The organism is Coleofasciculus sp. FACHB-1120 (assembly GCF_014698845.1).
GTDB lineage: Bacteria > Cyanobacteriota > Cyanobacteriia > Cyanobacteriales > FACHB-T130 > FACHB-T130.
This window is the reverse complement of record NZ_JACJTV010000002.1, coordinates 257,033-274,249: the sequence shown is the minus strand read 5'-3', so window position 1 is coordinate 274,249 and position 17,217 is coordinate 257,033. Positions and strand designations below refer to the sequence as shown.

Genomic DNA, 17,217 nt, shown 5'->3' with positions numbered 1-17,217 from the left:
AGTCGGGCATCTAGATCGATGGTCATACTGAGAAGAAGACTTGAGGATGAGTGAGACGGAGTTAGAAGCGGCACAGCGAGACGCTGAGGCATCAACAACAGCGCTAGCTGTTAGCATTAGCGAAGCGGCTGAGCAGGAAGTAGCGGCACGAAGTGCAGCAGAGGCACATCGGCGCTTTGTCGAGCTAGTGCAGGGACTGGATGCGATTGTCTGGGAAATGGATGCTGTGACGTGGAAATTCACGTTTGTTAGCGATCGCGCTCAAGATATTCTCGGCTATCCTATCAGTCAGTGGTTAAATGAGCCGACGTTTTGGCAGGATTGCTTGCTGCATCCGGAAGACCGCGACTGGTGCGTTAATTTTTGCGTGAGTGCAACCAATCAAGCAAAAGACCACGAATTTCAGTATCGAGCGATCGCATCGGATGGTCGCGTCGTCTGGCTCAAAGATGTGGTGCGTGTGGTCTGCGATGAACAAGGTTGCCCCAAGTTGCTACGCGGCGTGATGGTCGATATCACCAAGGAGAAGGAAGCTGAGGAAAAAACTCAGCTTCTATTGCGCGAACAGGCAGCACGAATCGAGGTGGAAACGGTGCAAGAAGCACTCCGCAAGAGTGAAGAACGCTACCGTTCGCTTGTGGAAGCCACAGCTCAAATTATCTGGGACACCAAAGCTGAGGGAGAATTTGTCACTCCACAGCCGGGTTGGAGTGCGTTTACCGGGCAATCCTACGAACAGCTAAAAGGCTGGGGGTGGCTCAATGCCGTTCACCCAGATGACCAAGCGCATACCGTGCAAGAGTGGTTGAATGCGGTTGCCAATGGCACCCTTTACCAAATCGAGCATCGTCTGCGGCGTTCCGACGGTATTTATAAATATATGAGCGTGCGCGCCGTCCCCGTATTTGAAGCGGACGGCAGCATTCGGGAATGGATTGGTGTTCACACCGATATTAGCGATCGCAAAAGTGCCGAGGAAGCCCTGAAACAGAGCGAACACCGCTATGCCCAGATTCTCGATTCCGTGCAGGATATGGTGTTTTGTAAGGCTCCTGGCTCAGTTGTGGTGTATGCCAACAAAGCTGCCTGCGAATATTATGGAATGACTCTTGAGCAGCTTCACGGCATCACGGATGTCCCCTACAATCAACTCGATTACACTCAGCAGTACCTGCAAGACGACCTGCAAGTCTTCACAACAGGTCAGCCAATCGAGGTTCTGGAAGAGCCGAATGTCCGCGCTGACGGCGAAACTCGCTTCTTCCACACGATTAAATCCCCAATTTTCGATACCAATGGCAACGTTGTGGAGATTGTAGGGGTTTCTCGCGACATCAGCGAACGCAAGCAAGAGCGGGAGATTCGCGATCGCGCTTTAGCCGAAGCCCAAGCAGCCCGTGCTGAACTACAGCGAGTCTTCATGCAAGCACCGGCGGCAATTGCCATCACCCGTGGCTCGAACCATGTCACGGAAACGGTGAACCCACTGTATATGCAGATTGTGGAAAAGCGGGATATCGTCGGTAAACCCGTGCGCGAGGCGTTCTGGGACTTGCAAGGGCAAGGCTTTTTCGAGTTGTTAGACCAGGTTTATACCAGTGGCGAACCTTTTGTCGGCAATGAGATGCGGGCGATGTTCGACCGCAACAGCGATGGCATTCTAGAAGAGAGTTTTTGGAATTTCGTCTACCAACCCTTAGTAGATGCCAATGGTAAAGTCAACGGCATTATGACCCACGCCGTGGAAGTGACAGAACAAGTGCGATCGCGTCAGGAAATTGAGAAAAAGGCGGAAGAACTGGTTCAAATGACCCAGGCGCTAGAACGCAGTAACCGGGATTTAGACCAGTTTGCTTATATTGCATCTCATGACTTGAAAGCACCCTTAAGAGCGATCGCTACGCTTTCAGAATGGATTGAGGAAGACCTCGCAGATAAACTGACTGAAGACTCCCGCGAACATCTAAATTTATTGCGGGGACGAGTTCATCGCATGGAAGCTTTAATTAACGGCATTCTGCAATATTCGCGGGCGGGTAGGGTGCAACAACAGATCGAGACGGTGAATGTCTCCTCTTTGCTGTCGGAAGTCATCGAACTGCTCGATCCGCCGCCCGAAGTTGCGATTGTTGTACCAAATATGCCGACGTTGCAAACCGAACGGGTGCCATTACAGCAGGTGTTTATGAACTTGATCGGCAACGCCATCAAGTACGCAAATCGCTCGGATATGTGTATTCAGGTTGGTGTTCGGGAACTAGGAAAATACTACGAGTTCTCAGTCGCTGATAATGGGCAAGGAATCGAACCCAAGTACCATCAGAAGATTTGGGGCATCTTCCAAAGGCTGGAAGCGAGGGACAAAGTTGAAGGAACGGGTATCGGTCTATCGGTGGTGAAGAAAATTGTTGAAAGTCGCGGTGGAAGGGTGTGGCTGGAGTCCGCAGCGGGCACTGGAGCGACGTTCCGCTTCACTTGGGCTAAATAAGGAGGAGCGGGAGAGAAGAAGAGAAGCGGGCAAAAAAAGAGGGGATTACTGTTTTCACCCAATTGTGATTCATCAGTCTTTAATTTTCAATCTCCAGTCTTGAATCCTCATTTACCCGCTTTTAATACTCATTCACCAGTCTTTAATATTCACTCACTATAGCAATCTTAAGTGATTCATAAAATCCTCTGGTTTCTCTTGCTTGGCGTTCTTAGCGTCTTTCCTTCGTGTACTAAGCGCTGACGCGCAGGCTACGCCAACGCGCCTTTGCGGTTCAATAACACTCTTATTTAAGAACGCTGGGGAAGAATGCCAATTTTTGTATAAATGGGGCGAACCAAGCGTCTTATACCAGGTAGCTGTTTTGTAAATAGGAAAGAACCGAGAATACAAAAGATTCCCCCAATCATTAACGTATTGGGCGCACCGATTTGACTTGCTAAAGAACCCGCAAATAGATTTCCTAAGGGAACAACACCAAAAAATGCCATTGTGTAGATGCTCATCACCCTGCCACGCTTATCATCCTCGACAATAGTTTGGAGAACTGTATTACTAGATGTGAATTGCAAAGTAAAACTCAAGCCAACCACTAACATCATTAGTAAAGAAAGTCCCAGCACGCGAGACAAAGAAAAACCAATCAATCCCATCCCCATGAGAGCCGGAGAATAAGCAATCAATCTGCCCAAGCCTAAAACATTTTTCCGCGTACTTAAATGAACTGCACCAATTAACGCTCCTACTCCCGCCGCCGCCATCAGAAAGCCCAGGGTTTCAGCGTTGCCATGAAGAATTTGCGTGGCAAATATTGGTGTGAGAACGGTATATTGCATTCCCATAAAACTAACTAACGCTAGCAGCAAGATGATAGAACGAATTGGTGGAAAGCCAAAGGTATACACAAATCCTTCTTTCAATCTTTGCCAAGGATGAGCGTGAGAGACTGCTATTTTACTGGGCTTTACCTTCATTGCTAATAAAGCAGTAATGACGGCAATATAGCTGAGACCATCAATTAAAAAACAGTAACCTGCTCCAACTGAGGCAACAAGCAACCCTCCAATGGCAGGACCAATCAATCGCGCCCCATTAAACATGGAAGAATTCAGCGCGATCGCATTCGCTAAATCATCTTTTCGTTCGATAATTTCTGGTACGAAAGCTTGACGAGTGGGGGCATCAAAGGCGTTAATGATTCCTTGAAATATACTCAAAACAATTAGATGCCAGACTTGGGCGATTCCGGTTAGCGCTACAAAAGCTAGCGCTAAGGACTGGAGCATGGCGAGGCTTTGAGTAATGACTAAGAGCCGATGACGAGAGACTCGATCGACTACAACCCCACCAAATGGAGTCAGTATAAAACTGGGAAATTGTCCTGCAAATCCAACTATACCCAGTAATAAGGCTGAATTCGTGAGACTATAAACTAGCCAAATCGTGGCGATTTGCGTCATCCAAGTTCCAACGAGCGAAAGCCCCTGACCGGCGAAAAATAACTGATAGTTTCTCGATCTCAATGCCGGTAAAACTGGCATGAACTTGATGGCGTTTTTTTTCATAAATCTTGGGATTCAGGGGTTGCTTGTAGGTAGTTCTGATTGCCTATCTACTGTCTGTTGGGCTGTTGCTACTAGACCAACACGCTCCTCTAGAGAGGCATCTGTCCTTGGTTCAGTTTGTTGTTATCACTTTTTACCTGCTCGGCAAAGTATTTAATAAGCGGTCATTCCGTATATGTAATATTTATGAAATCATTGGTAAACAGCATTTATTTCGTATACGTAATATTTTTAGATGAATCCCTAATGCGATGCTTCACCCAGTCGGATGAAGATTGTCGCTATCTTCTACAAGCCTTAAGAGAGATTCGCGATCGCTTGATCTACCAATTGAGAAAAATGTTCGCGTTCAGCCATCGGAATCCCTTTCATCGCCTGTTCCCGAATTTCTAGCGCGATTGGCGGTAGGACTTCTTGTAGTTGCTTGCCTGCTTCCGTCAACCAAATGCGCCAAATCCGGCGATCGCGAAGGTCGCGTTCCCGACGAATCAGCCCCCGCTCTTCCATCCGATCTAGCACCCCGGTGATCGTACCTCCCACTTGCTGTAGTTTTTCCCCAATACTGCAAGTGGCTAAGCCGTCTTCTTCCCACAAACAGCACAATACAACCCAGTGAAAGGGAGTCAGTCCCAAAGGCTCCAGCCGTTCCTGAAACTTGCGGTTAAACACCTGGGAGAGCAGTTTGATCCGGTAGCCCAAACTATAGGGTGCCATTACTTCGTGCCATTGCTCAAAAGGCTTGCTCTCAGCAGATGTAGAAGACATTGGTTAATTAGTTAGCGTACGTAATATTAATTTAGCTTTGTTTTTTGGTTGCTGGCAAGGGAAACCCCGCCAGGATTTGAAGGAGGTTTTTTTTAACGCAAAGAACGCAAAGGGGGGCGCAGAGGTACGCCAAGTTAAAGTGAACAGCCGTCACTCTCACGGGTGTGGCTTTAGCCTAGGGGCATATCTTTACAGTTCGTAATTTTTCTAAACTGGTGATGTAAAGATAGCTTCAGTTTTAGATGATGATGCTGCGACCGAATCAACGCACTAAGTTAGACGATACCGATGATACGGAGTTTTACTCCTATCCGCGGTTTGTGACCCACGTAGACGAAGGGTTTATTCAACAACTGACGGATCTATACCGCGATCGCTTGAAGCCGAATACCCGCATCTTGGACATGATGAGTAGCTGGGTTTCCCATCTACCAGAAGAGATGAAATTTGCTCATATCGAAGGACACGGACTGAACGAGGAGGAACTGGCTAAAAATCCCCGCTTCGATCGTTATTTTGTTCAAGATATCAACAAAAATCCGAAGCTACCCCTACCGAATGAAGATTTTGACGCCGTTCTCAACTGTGTCTCGGTGCAGTATCTGCAATACCCGGATGCTGTATTTGCGGAAATTTACCGCATCCTCAAACCCGGCGGAATAGCAATTATCAGCTTTTCCAACCGGATGTTCTATCAAAAAGCGATCGCTGCATGGCGAGATAGTTCCGAAGCTAGTCGGGTTGAGCTAGTGAAAAGCTACTTCACCTCAGTCCCCGGATTTAGCTCCCCAGAAGTCATTACTCACCAATCCTCCGCGCCGAAGCTCCTACAGTGGATGGGTGCCAGTGGGGGAGATCCTTTCTATGCTGTCATTGCTCACCGCTCTTGAGCGGCAGAACCTCCTCCCCCTTTCTCCACAATGGATTCTGAGGTACCCAATCCCTCCCCTTGATTGGCGCTACACTTCACTTCTCTCCCTGAAAAAAGGGTTTGGGGAATTCTGATGTCAAATCCCGCGCAAGTAGAATGTAGGGAAAAGAAGAATTGGGGTTGAGACTTGTCACAGCTTAAGTGAGTAAACCTCTTGAGAATCGCTTAAGTTTCTCCATAGCTAGATGCCAAAAATGTAAAGATGGTGATAAAAATGAAACCTCAAGCTATCAGGAGGCGGTAATGATTTTTCAGAATGGGCGGAGAATTTTCGCGGCGTTGTTGCTCTCGATGTTGCTGCTAGTAACTTCTTGTGCAACCCAAGCTCCCTCTCGTTATGACCAAGCGCAAAAGGAAAGCACTCAGAGGAATGCTCCTCCAGCAGTTGCTAAACAGGCTGAACAGGGTAGCAGCTTTAACAAATTTTTTCCAAAAGGTAGCAGTGGCTTCCAAACTGTACCAGCTCAAGAGAAAAAAGGCTTTGCTGAGTATAAGTTGAAAAAAGGTGGCAAGGATGTTGCCGTGCTGTCTATTTCTGATACCACCAGCACTCCCACAGCCGCAGCGAAATTTAAGAGTAGCACTAAAACAATCGCTGGCTATCCAGCGGTGAATCAGGGGAATAATGGCACTGCTGTTTTAGTAGGCGATCGCTACCAAGTCAAAATTCAATCCCGCGATGCTTCCTTTACTCAGAGCGATCGCGAAGCTTGGCTGCAAAAATTTAATCTCAATGGTCTGTCTCGACTAAAGTAAGTAGTCCTGAGGAATCAGTCATGAGTCATTCGTTTGCAATTTATGACTTATGACTGATTACTGCTGGCTACTGATGAATGACGACTGAAAAAACAAGGAGACTACGACTGTGAGCAAATCGATTTTTGAACTGGTTGATGAGCTACCAACCAATAACATCACCACGATGGCTTTGCGATCGCTTGATTTTGTCGTTCCGGGGCAATGGCAAAATATTGTTGGCTTTGACAACACAATTCGTGCTGTCACTGGCGAAACTGATGAAGCGTTAATTCAGCAAATTGGCGAACGCGCCGTCTATCTGTACAACGACAAATCGCAGGGATATCAGCGAGCCATGTGGCTCTATCAAACTGTTGATAGTGCAGATAAAGCTCTCGGTACAGCCGCCTTGGCGAACAAAGTAGGCGAAAAAATTCCGCTTTTCGGTTTTTTAAACAACATCACTCCTAAAGCGGACAAAGCTCAAACGATTGATTTGTGTATAAAATTGGTGGTTGAGTTGGTTGCCTTTTGCCAAATCAACGGCATCCCAGGAGACAGCATTGGAGATTTTGTCGCCTCTTTAGGTGATTATAGTGGCGAATCTTTGATGCGGATGGTGGCTTTAATTAGCTTTGATGGTTTAGTTCCCCTTGGCTCTGACTTCCTCCTCAAAGCTACCTCCGGATTGAATCAAGCGAGTCCCGCAGAGCTAGAAGGAAATCAGACATACCAGCGTGTCCACGATTTGATTCCTGGCGGTAGTCCGGAAGGTAAGCTCAACTTTATCGGTCAAAGCTTTGATTCTGTTAAAGGCTGGATGAGTGGTTTTGTCACCTCTCACAATTTAACCCCGCAAAAAGTTGTCAGTAACCTGCAAAATTTTGTGGAAGTTTCTGGTGACAAGTTGGACTATCTGGGTGCTTTCCTAGATGTGACAACAAACTATTACGAACACACAGGCACTCAAACCTTGGCTCGTCGCTTGATTGAACGCGCCTCCGCCGAAATTTAAAATCTTCGTGCTGGTATGTATTAGCACTGGTATGTATTAGCACAAGTGTATTTAGCTGCCGGTATTTGCAGATACCGGCAGCTTTAATTTTTGTCAATATTTTGTGACTTGTATCACAGAAATCTTTATCCTAAAAGGTAACTAGGTTCAGCCGACATGACATCCGGGGGCAGACTCGCTTCCCTTCAGATGTGATGCCGACTCGATGCACTATCTGAATATCTTTAGTGCATCGGAATCATGCATTTAAATCACACATATTTAATGGAGATGTATTGTCATGGCACAGGAAAGCGCTGCCAGTTTGTTCAAAGCAGTTAAAGAAGATCAAGCATTACAAGCAAGACTCAAAGCAACCACTAACCCCGAAACATTCATCCAGATTGCTAGTGAACGTGGCTATGACTTCACGGTTGAAGAACTGAATAATGAAATCGAGAAGTTATCCGATGAGGAGTTGGCATCTGTCATCAATCCCGGTATTGGCCCCCGGAGACATCTGACTCCTAGGTAATCCGATTTATTCTTGGTAAGACTACTCAATCATCAATTAAAAATGCAAAATTAAAAACTTGGCATTTTTAATTTCTAATTTTTAATTGATGATGGTGCTAGGAAAAATTCATGGTTTTACTGGTGGGAAACGCGATCGCGTCTAAAACCGGATCGCACAGTGCGACCTAAGCGGCCGCGTCCAATTGAGCCAGAATTTCTGAGGCTTGGGCGCAAAGCGTGTCGTGACAGTGACCATTACTCCCAATTAGACAACCCCATTGATTCACATCCCCCTGGTTGTACTTGGGGGGAGTGCCATCAGCGTGGGTGAATTGTCCGCCTGCTTCCGTCAAAATTAGCTCTGGAGCCGCCATATCCCAATCTTTGGGAGCAGATTTACCAGACAGAGAGATATAAACGTCTGCTTGGTGGTCGATAATGGTGGCAATTTTGCAGCCGACACTGCCGACATAGTGTTTATTTTTAAACGGCAGGTGTTGCACTAGCTGATTGAAGCGCTCATCTCGGTGAGTGCGACTAACGACTAAGGTGAGTTCCTCAAGGTTGTTGCGTTTCGATACGCGAACTGGCTTGGGTTGACCTTCACGAGTTTCCATATAGGTGCCGCCGCCTTTGGTTGCGTAATACAATTTTCCTGCCTCTGGCAACGCGACCACTGCCAGAATCGGACGCCCTTGGTGCGTTAAGGCAATATGAATTGCAAATTCACCCGTCCGATCGATAAAGTCTCGCGTTCCATCCAGGGGGTCAACGATCCAAACCCAAGGTTGCTCTACTGCTGGTGTCTGAGATTTATAAGTTTCTTCGCTTAAATATCCGAAATCTGGGTTGTTGAGAGACGCCTGCAAGTTATAGAGGATGTATTCGTTGACGGCGACATCTGCTGCCGTGACAGGGCCATCTTTTTTGTTTTCAACTTCCAAATCATCGGTGCTACGATCGCCACGATAGTATGACTGGAGGATATCGGCGGCACCCCAACCTACACTTCGAGCGATCGCGACAATTTCTTCTAGCCCCTCATATCGGTTTTCGCCTAACAATTTTAATGCTGTCACTTTACGCTTCCTCGGCTGTCGGCACTTGGGTGGAGGCTATCCAGTAGCGGCGACAACTCCACAGCAGGGCAGCGCCAACCGCTATGTAGATTAAACCCCTCACTTCAAAGCTAACACCCGCACGTCGCAATCCGATACCAATGGTCATCATTGCCACAATTAAAGTAATGGTTTTCACTCCAAACATTTGGAAAATACTCTTAAACGGGTTTGGTTCCTGTAGCGTTTCTACCCGATTAATGACGCGATTTGCAGTGCGGTCAAGAATCAATTTTCCCTTCATTAGGCCAAGACTAAAAGCTGCTGCGCCCCACCCCAAATGCTGTCCGTCTAACAATCCCAAATAAGGGAATTTAAACCAGAATACCAACCCCATGCTAAAAAGCCCTAATCCGACTAGCGTCCAGAGGCTACCAGCAATCCAAAGATGTTGTCTGCGGGTCAAACCGCTTTGTTGAGAAGTGCTTTCCATTTCTGAAAGTTTCTGTCTTAAGCCAGTTGATTTATTATATGCTGCCGGTTCCCTCTCCCAAGTTTAAGATTAGTTAATTCTGATTACTTTGGTGCTGTTTGCTGCATCCATCGACGAGTGCCAAAAAATTGACAGGAATGAGAGGCAATTTTCGCCGCCGATGCGATCGCATCGGCAAAACTTTTCCGTAGGATATAGTTACAAAAGGCACCGTGGAAAATGTCCCCAGCACCCATCGTATCAACGGGATTTATTTGGGGAACTTCTATCGATCCGCTTGTACCCTGCGAAAGATATTGGATAGGTTTCTCTCCGCCAGTGATAGCGATGTGAGGAATCCCTAGTGCGGATAGATAAGAAAGAACTTCCTGCTGTGCGCGATCGCAACTTGGGGGATAAAAATTTGCCGAACAAATGGCGTAATCTACAAAGGGCAATATTCTTTCAAATCCAGGCTTCCAACTACCGCCGTCTATGACAACCGGGATCTGATTTTCTTTAGCTAATCGGGCAATTTTCTCTCCAACTGCCATTTGATGCCCATCAATGAGTACAATATCAATCTCCTGTAAAATATCAAGGGGAACACTTTCGCTGCTAACTTGGTTTTTAGTCGCATTGATCGAGATCACAGCGCGATCGCCTGTTGCCTGAGTCGTGATAATAGAAGATATCGGCGGAGGTTCAGATTGGCTAGGTGACAGGTCTATGAGCGTCACTGAGTGACTGTCCAAATCAGTCCGGATTAGGCCATTAATTGGATGAATACCAACTATACCGAAAAGGCTTGCTCGATTGCCCAAATAACTAAAAGTCACGGCTGCATTGGTCGCAGGGCCTCCTGCCGCCACCGTATAGTCAGATGCAACAATTTTCTGATTTTGTTCGGGTAGACCTGTCGTTAAATACACCAGGTCTAAGGTAACTAATCCTACAAAAAGTCCCTGAAAAGTCATTGATTATTTTTCCTGTTCCGACTGACCCAATTCTCTACGGATAAGTGGGTTAAATGCTAGTTGCTAAAATTATTACCGACAACGATAAACACATAAAAATTAACTCAAAAGTTTATCTAGAAAGCCAATTAATTGTGAAATGCAGCAAATTTTTTGGGCATCCTAAAAGTAGCGGGAACCTTTGTTGAACATCCTTGCAGATTAATCAAACCTACCGCTAATCCTTAAGGATTCACGACTAATGCTGCAATTTTTAAAAAATTTAATCTCTCCAAATTGGTTTATTCCCCACGGGCACTGCTATCTCTGGCAACCAGGGTTAGTCTCGCTGCATATTGTGGCAGATGCGTTGATTGCGATCGCCTATTACTCAATTTCCTTCACTTTGTTTTACTTTGTCCATCAACGGCGGGATGTGCAATTTCGCGGGGTCTTGGTGATGTTTGGGGTTTTCATCGTTTCCTGTGGTACTAACCACCTCATGGAAATCTGGACGCTTTGGCACCCCGCCTACTGGCTTTCAGGTGCCCTCAAAGCGATTACAGCTTTTGTGTCCTGCTACACAGCCATCAAACTGGTGAGTTTGATGCCCAAAGCACTCGCGATTCTCAGTCCGGTACAACTGGAAGAGGCGAACCAAAAACTCAGCCAGGAAATCACCGAACGCCAGCAAGCAGAGGCAGCATTGCGGCATAGCGAAGCTCGCTTTCGCTCAATATTTGAGGGAGCAGGCATAGGAATTGCCATTACAGACATGGAAGGTCATGTTGTGACAACGAATCCGGCACTCCAACGGATGTTGGGCTACAACGAAAATAAATTGCCCGAAGGGTATTTTCAAAAAGATACGCTTCCAGACGATATGGGTTGGGATCGTTATATCAATTTAATTATCGGCAAACATGACTATTCTGAGATGGCGAAGCGTTATCTAGGAAAGGATGGACATCTGATTTGGGGTCGTGATTGCTACCAAATGGAGCAGCGTTACCTGGGAAAAAATGGGCAGATGCTGTGGTGCAATATCACGGTGTCCCAGGTACGGGATGGCGAGGGCAAACCGCAATTCGGTATTCGCATAGTAGAGGACATCACCGCACGCAAGAAAGCTGAGACAACACTCAAACAGTATCAAGAACATCTAGAAAAATTGGTGGGAGAACGAACCGCCGAACTCACTAAAGTTAATGAAAAACTCTCTTGGCAAGCTAACCACGATCCTCTGACGGGAATCCCCAACCGTTACGAATTTGAACAACGTTTGCAAGAAGCCGTGTCGAATACCAGAATGCAAAACCAGGAACACACGCTTTGCTATCTGGATCTCGATCGGTTCAAAATTGTCAACGATACTTGCGGTCATGTTGCTGGCGATGAATTGTTGCGTCAAATCAGCAGTTTGTTGCAAAGCAGAGTGCGTAGAACTGATGTTCTGGCACGATTGGGTGGTGATGAATTCGCCGTGCTGTTGTATCAATGTCCGACAGAGGAAGCAGTGCGAGTCGCTCAGTCTCTACAAGAAAGCATTCAGGAGTTTCGATTTGCGTGGGAGGACAAAACTTTCACAGTCGGTGTCAGTATTGGTGTAGTGACATTTGACGCGAATACTTCTACTTTGGCGGGCGTCGTTAGTGCTGCCGATGCGGCTTGCTATGAAGCTAAAAATCGGGGACGAAATCGCGTGTATGTCTATCAAGCTGACGATGAAAAGTTAGCGCAACAGCAAAGGGAAGTGCAATGGTTGACTCGATTGAATCAAGCGATCGCTCAAAGCGCACCTCTGAACCTTTCCGCTGCTCCAGAAAATTCGTTCCCAGGCGATAAGAGTCGATTCTGCTTGTACTACCAACCCATCGCCCCTTTGAATGCTGAATCAAAAACCGAGGAACACTATGAGGTTCTGCTGCGCTTCGTGGATGATAAAGGCGAGTTAATCCCGCCGATGACGTTTCTCCCCGCCGCCGAGCGATACAACCTGATGCCTGCGATAGACCGCTGGGTGATCCGCACCTTCATGGAGCTGCTTCACCACTCTGGAGTTCAGAATTCAGAACCCCAAGTTGAGAATTTTTCATCTTCACCAACGGGAAGCGTGAGCAACTCCTTTGTTGCTGGTGCTAGCAATGTTTCCCCTTCGCCTTCGCTAACACCCTATATCCTACCTCCTTCATCTTTTACCCTGTATACTATTAATCTATCAGGTGCTACCGTTAATGACGATCAGTTTATTGAATTTCTGAAAGAGCAGTTTTCTATCTATAAAATTCCACCCAAGATGATCTGCTTTGAAATTACAGAAACTATCGCGATTGCCAATCTGAGTAAAGCATCTGGGTTAATTAAGGAACTCAAAGCTTTGGGTTGTCGTTTTGCTTTAGATGATTTTGGCAGCGGGATGTCCTCATTTGCTTATCTCAAATATCTGCCGCTCGATTACTTGAAAATTGATGGAAGTTTTGTCAGAGATATAGCCGATGACCCGGTTGATTTGGCGATGGTGGAAGCGATTAACCACGTTGGGCACGTGATGGGTCTTCAAACAATTGCTGAGTTTGTTGCGAATGACTCGATTTTAGAGAAGGTAAAATGCCTAGGGATAGATTATGCCCAAGGTTATGTCATTGCCCAACCCCAGCCCCTAGAATTCAATTAAAAATGTAGAATTAAAAATTAAAGAGAAAATTTTTCTTGTTTAATTTTTACTTATTAATTTTTAATTGATTTGATGCAAACTGAGCCAAAACTGGGGACACTTTACATCGTCGGGACACCGATAGGTAATCTAGAAGATATGACCTTTCGGGCGGTGCGAATTTTGCAAACGGTGGACGCGATCGCAGCCGAGGATACGCGCCACACGGGGAAGCTGTTGCAGCATTTTCAAATTAAAACACCCCAGTGGAGTTACCACGAACACAACCAGCAGCAGCGGATTCCAGAGTTGTTGGAACAACTCAAAATCGGGAAAGCAATCGCGCTTGTTACCGATGCCGGAATGCCGGGAATCTCCGATCCGGGCTACGAACTGGTGAAAGCTTGTATCGAAGCAGCAATTTCCGTCGTTCCCATCCCCGGTTGTACTGCTGTCACAACTGCCTTAAGTGCCGCCGGACTTCCCCCAGACAAATTTGTGTTTGAAGGCTTTTTACCCCCAAAAGGTCAAGAACGGCAAGAACGTTTGGAAGCCTTACAAAGCGAAAGCCGCACGATCGTATTTTACGAAGCTCCTCATCGGTTGCGACAAACACTGCAAGACTTAGGAGTTGTATTGGGACTCAGCCGCCAAATTGTACTAGCGCGGGAATTAACCAAGTTGCACGAAGAGTTTTGGCGGGGCACTATTGGGGAAGGAAGCGATCGCTATGCCACCCGCGAACCCCAAGGAGAATTTACCCTCGTCGTTGCCGGTGCCGAGTTAACGATGCCAATGCTGTCGGAAGAGGCGCTAAAAGCCGAGTTACAACATCTCCTGCAAGCGGGAATCTCGCGATCGCAAGCTAGTCGCCAGTTAGCAAAAGCCACCTCTTTTTCCCGCCGCCACCTCTATCAGTTAGCCCTAGAAATTCCGGCTGAGGCTCTAACTGAGGCGAAAGAAGTGGATGAACCCTAAAATTAGTTATTAGCTCTTAGTTCTTAGTTAGTAGCAACAAAATCAGGACTAAGGACTAAGGATAATGACAATTACCCATTACCTCATCCCAATAACAGACTCGATAAATATTGCATTAGGTTTAGCCCGTGAAATCTCGATTTTTTCTCTCTAGTTCCTTACTTTTGCTCATGACACTTGTGGGTTGTAGCACGGCGACGCCACCAACCCCAGAAGCATCCGCACCCGCCAGCAGCGCGGCACCCCAGACAGTGCAAGCGCCACCTAGTCCCAGCCCGGCTAGCGAATCTCCAAGTCCTAGCCCAATTTCTGAAACAATTTCTGAAAGCCAGAAAATTTCTGCCACAGGGATTGGCCCTGCTAAGCTGGGAATGACTTTAGGCGAACTCAAAAAAGAACTGGGTTCAAAAGCTGAATTTAAGGTGCAGTCGCCTTACATCGTGGATTTTGATGCGATCGCTGTCAGTCAAGGTGGAAAGGTGCAATACTACATCCTCTACCCAGCCGGGAATCCCCTCACTGATTCGGGCAAAATCGATGCTTTAGTTACCGAAAATTCCGCTTATAAAACTGAAAAAGGAGTCGGTCCCGGAACCTCTCTCAAACAAGCAGAGGCAGCCTACGGAGATGCCACCTTGTCTTACAACCTCGACAATGAAGGCAGAGAATACGTCCAGTTTGCCAATCAACCAACAAAGCGGATCTCCTTCCGTCTTGGAAATGCAAATGATGCAAGCTTGATGGGAGTTTATCCTTCAAAATCAGCATCGGGCGGCTTTTTTGAGACCAAGCAATTTAAGGACACTGCCTCCATTCGCTCAATTGGAGTGAATTGATAAAGGAACTGCGTTCTAGATTTTAGAGTTCACAATCCAAATTGTGAACTCCTTAGGGTTATTCCATCTCTGCCAGTAGGCACATCCAAAAATTTATTTGTGGCGACCTTTAGGCGAAAGGATCTCGATATTCTCCCTCACCGCTTTTCTGTCTATGCATGACCCACACCTGTTGAAATCTGCTAGGTTTGCAGCTAAAGGATTGTGGAACTTATCGGTAATGCATAAGCTTTTCGGGAAGCTTAGGGGGTTATAAGTAGTCATTCGTTAAGAATGACTACTCACTAATTCCTTATCACCTCAGCCGCCTTGAAACACTTCCAGAGAAAACATTTCCGTCATCGTCCGTAGATAAGGTAACAAGATTGCCATATCATCAGCGCTCAGATGGGTATGCATTGCCCAACCCATCGCCTGAAGCATATCTTGTACCAATCTCCAGCTCACATTTAAGCGAGGATATAACATCACGCATAAAGGAAACAGTTCTCGCTGTACGGAGCGGATATCATGTTCCAAAACGCATAAACACAGATAAACCTGAAACATCTCAGCATCGCGAATGCTGGCGGTTCTGACGACTGCTTCGCTCAGAGATCCACTGTAGGTGCGATGGTTGGAATGTAGGCGGCAAACCTGATTACAAACCGTTTCAGCAATTTTGCTACTAATCGGTAGAAGATGCTGAACTGCGGCTAGAACTGGAGAATCATAGTCATAGTCAGCCGCTGCTGAGTAGGCAGCTCGTAGCGGCATATACATATGATCGTCCATCATTTTTAAGTACGGCATCCACAGCGCTTTCTCTGGCGGCGAAAGCCACTCCAGTAACATCTGACCTGTGTAATGAAACTGCATACTTACAAAGCCGATGGCACGGGGATCGGCGTTGGTGTATTTGTCGCGTACCTGCCCAAAGTCAGTACCTGCCATCACTGACACTCGTTGTGCTGTAGCTCGGTCAGCATAACCATTCAAAACTTTTTGAAATAAGTAGCGAGTATCAGCAGCAATTTCTAAGGGATTGATTAAGTCGGGATTGATACCGTGACGCCGAATCTCCTCTGATAACAGCGTTTCTGTCTTAGTCCAGGCTTTGGCACTCGCCAAAGTCAGGTTTTGCATTAGCTTGTTCGCTGTGCAAGCTCGACCTTCCTTGGACGTTACTTCTTTTAAAAATTCATTTTGTCTCAGATGCTCGGCATCATAGTCTACTGTAACCGCACGATAGTATTTTCGTGCCCACAGTGCTGCCAGAGAATGAACATTCGATTTCGATGAGTTGCGGATTGCAACGTGAGGAGACTGAACTTTAGCCTGAGCAGATGCCAATGAGGGAGTCATCACAAAATCCAAAATTGTTAAAAAAAAGGGAAATTTAGCCATCCAAGGCAATTTAGCCAAGGATTCTCAATCGGGAAAAATCAAGCAAACACACGGTAGGGTCATCCGGATCTGTTGCTAAAAATACAAAACTTCAAAATAGTTTTGTATTTTACCAACATTTCACAAAAGTTATACAAATTCTTTAATTAAGATTGAGTATTCAGTATTCTTACTGATTTCTGACAATCGGAGAACAAATATTTACGAATGTTAACTTAAATCAACGATTCTCATAAATTCCTTGATTTCCTTGTCCAGGGAACGGTTCTGCACGATTTTTTTATTCTGGCTAGCTATTACGTAGTGTTAGGCTTAAGTAATTTCCTCTACCAGAAGTTGCAACCTGAGATAAGAGTTCGGCAAAACTAAGGATTGCGGCATTGAATCGGCTCCATACAATAACTTTAGTGAGAAACCATAGCCAAAATTATGACTAGACTCTTCATCAAATTAATAGGATTCATCCTACTTCTGGCTGGAGTTTACTTTTTAGGTAAAAATATTATTTTTGCTAGTCACTACTTCCCTTACTATTGGCGGAACTTACCAGCAATGGGTTCCGTTTTAGCCATTATGGGCGGTGTGATTTGTTTGATGTTTTTTAGAAGAGAAACGGGCACCTTTGGAGCATTTTTGTTGGGTTTAGGAATTGTGCTAGTTTTTATGAGCGGTGGCGTTATTTTAAGACAAACTAGCCTCTGGAACTTCTTTGTCGGCTTTGCTGCTTTGGCTGGCGGCTACAAGTTGCTCAATGAGGGAAGAATTAATTTTTAAGTTAAGCTGATTGTTACCAAATCGTCTATTTATGAGTAGAGACGCGATTAATCGCGTCTCTACTGTTTTATATGGCTGGAGAGGAAAAATCAAAGAATTCCAAACGC

Annotated in this window: 15 protein-coding genes; 9 read left to right on the top strand and 6 right to left on the bottom strand. The window is 46.1% G+C overall.

Features of this window, described 5'->3' with window-relative positions:
• Positions 1-46 precede the first annotated feature (46 nt).
• Complete coding sequence (locus H6H02_RS03340; RefSeq protein ID WP_190814646.1) at positions 47-2,488, top strand: PAS domain-containing sensor histidine kinase; 2,442 nt, start codon at positions 47-49, stop codon at positions 2,486-2,488.
• Between the two features lie 290 nt (positions 2,489-2,778).
• Here H6H02_RS03340 and H6H02_RS03335 read toward each other — a convergent pair whose 3' ends face one another.
• Positions 2,779-4,053, bottom strand: coding sequence for an MFS transporter (locus tag H6H02_RS03335; protein ID WP_190814645.1), 1,275 nt, complete (start codon positions 4,051-4,053; stop codon positions 2,779-2,781).
• Positions 4,054-4,350: 297 nt separating this feature from the next.
• Complete coding sequence (locus H6H02_RS03330) at positions 4,351-4,818, bottom strand: MarR family transcriptional regulator (protein ID WP_190814644.1); 468 nt, start codon at positions 4,816-4,818, stop codon at positions 4,351-4,353.
• Between the two features lie 245 nt (positions 4,819-5,063).
• On the opposite strand from H6H02_RS03330, the gene H6H02_RS03325 reads away from it, so the two are divergent.
• From H6H02_RS03325 to H6H02_RS03310, 4 genes are all read left to right on the top strand, one after another.
• On the top strand, positions 5,064-5,708 hold the full coding sequence (locus H6H02_RS03325; RefSeq protein WP_190814856.1) for a class I SAM-dependent methyltransferase: 645 nt from the start codon (positions 5,064-5,066) through the stop codon (positions 5,706-5,708).
• A 284-nt stretch (positions 5,709-5,992) separates the two neighbouring features.
• Positions 5,993-6,505 carry a hypothetical protein gene (locus H6H02_RS03320; protein WP_190814643.1) on the top strand — a complete coding sequence of 171 codons (513 nt, stop codon included), beginning with the start codon at positions 5,993-5,995 and terminating at the stop codon, positions 6,503-6,505.
• Between the two features lie 109 nt (positions 6,506-6,614).
• Complete coding sequence (locus H6H02_RS03315) at positions 6,615-7,502, top strand: hypothetical protein (RefSeq protein WP_190814642.1); 888 nt, start codon at positions 6,615-6,617, stop codon at positions 7,500-7,502.
• Positions 7,503-7,782: 280 nt separating this feature from the next.
• Positions 7,783-8,016 (top strand): Nif11-like leader peptide family natural product precursor, encoded by a 234-nt coding sequence (locus tag H6H02_RS03310; RefSeq protein ID WP_190814640.1) that lies wholly within the window; start codon positions 7,783-7,785, stop codon positions 8,014-8,016.
• Positions 8,017-8,182: 166 nt separating this feature from the next.
• On the opposite strand, the gene H6H02_RS03305 is transcribed toward H6H02_RS03310, so the two are convergent.
• The 3 genes from H6H02_RS03305 to H6H02_RS03295 form a co-directional block, all read right to left on the bottom strand.
• On the bottom strand, positions 8,183-9,076 hold the full coding sequence (locus H6H02_RS03305) for an inositol monophosphatase family protein (protein ID WP_190814638.1): 894 nt from the start codon (positions 9,074-9,076) through the stop codon (positions 8,183-8,185).
• Between the two features lies 1 nt (position 9,077).
• Positions 9,078-9,548, bottom strand: a complete 471-nt coding sequence (locus H6H02_RS03300; RefSeq protein ID WP_190814636.1) for a hypothetical protein — start codon at positions 9,546-9,548, stop codon at positions 9,078-9,080.
• 83 nt (positions 9,549-9,631) lie between these two features.
• A complete protein-coding gene (locus tag H6H02_RS03295; protein WP_190814634.1) occupies positions 9,632-10,504 on the bottom strand; it encodes a sugar kinase in 873 nt (290 codons plus the stop codon).
• A 241-nt stretch (positions 10,505-10,745) separates the two neighbouring features.
• On the opposite strand from H6H02_RS03295, the gene H6H02_RS03290 reads away from it, so the two are divergent.
• From H6H02_RS03290 to H6H02_RS03280, 3 genes are all read left to right on the top strand, one after another.
• Positions 10,746-13,157, top strand: a complete 2,412-nt coding sequence (locus tag H6H02_RS03290) for an EAL domain-containing protein (protein ID WP_242040540.1) — start codon at positions 10,746-10,748, stop codon at positions 13,155-13,157.
• Positions 13,158-13,229: 72 nt separating this feature from the next.
• On the top strand, positions 13,230-14,114 hold the full coding sequence (gene rsmI, locus H6H02_RS03285) for a 16S rRNA (cytidine(1402)-2'-O)-methyltransferase (protein WP_190814632.1): 885 nt from the start codon (positions 13,230-13,232) through the stop codon (positions 14,112-14,114).
• Positions 14,115-14,242: 128 nt separating this feature from the next.
• Positions 14,243-14,950: a hypothetical protein gene (locus H6H02_RS03280; RefSeq protein ID WP_242040539.1), complete on the top strand. Its 708-nt coding sequence runs from the start codon at positions 14,243-14,245 to the stop codon at positions 14,948-14,950.
• A gap of 300 nt (positions 14,951-15,250) precedes the next feature.
• On the opposite strand, the gene H6H02_RS03275 is transcribed toward H6H02_RS03280, so the two are convergent.
• A complete protein-coding gene (locus tag H6H02_RS03275; protein WP_190814630.1) occupies positions 15,251-16,294 on the bottom strand; it encodes a hypothetical protein in 1,044 nt (347 codons plus the stop codon).
• Positions 16,295-16,765: 471 nt separating this feature from the next.
• Between H6H02_RS03275 and H6H02_RS03270 the strand changes: the two genes are divergently transcribed.
• Complete coding sequence (locus H6H02_RS03270; RefSeq protein WP_190814628.1) at positions 16,766-17,110, top strand: hypothetical protein; 345 nt, start codon at positions 16,766-16,768, stop codon at positions 17,108-17,110.
• Positions 17,111-17,217: the final 107 nt, after the last annotated feature.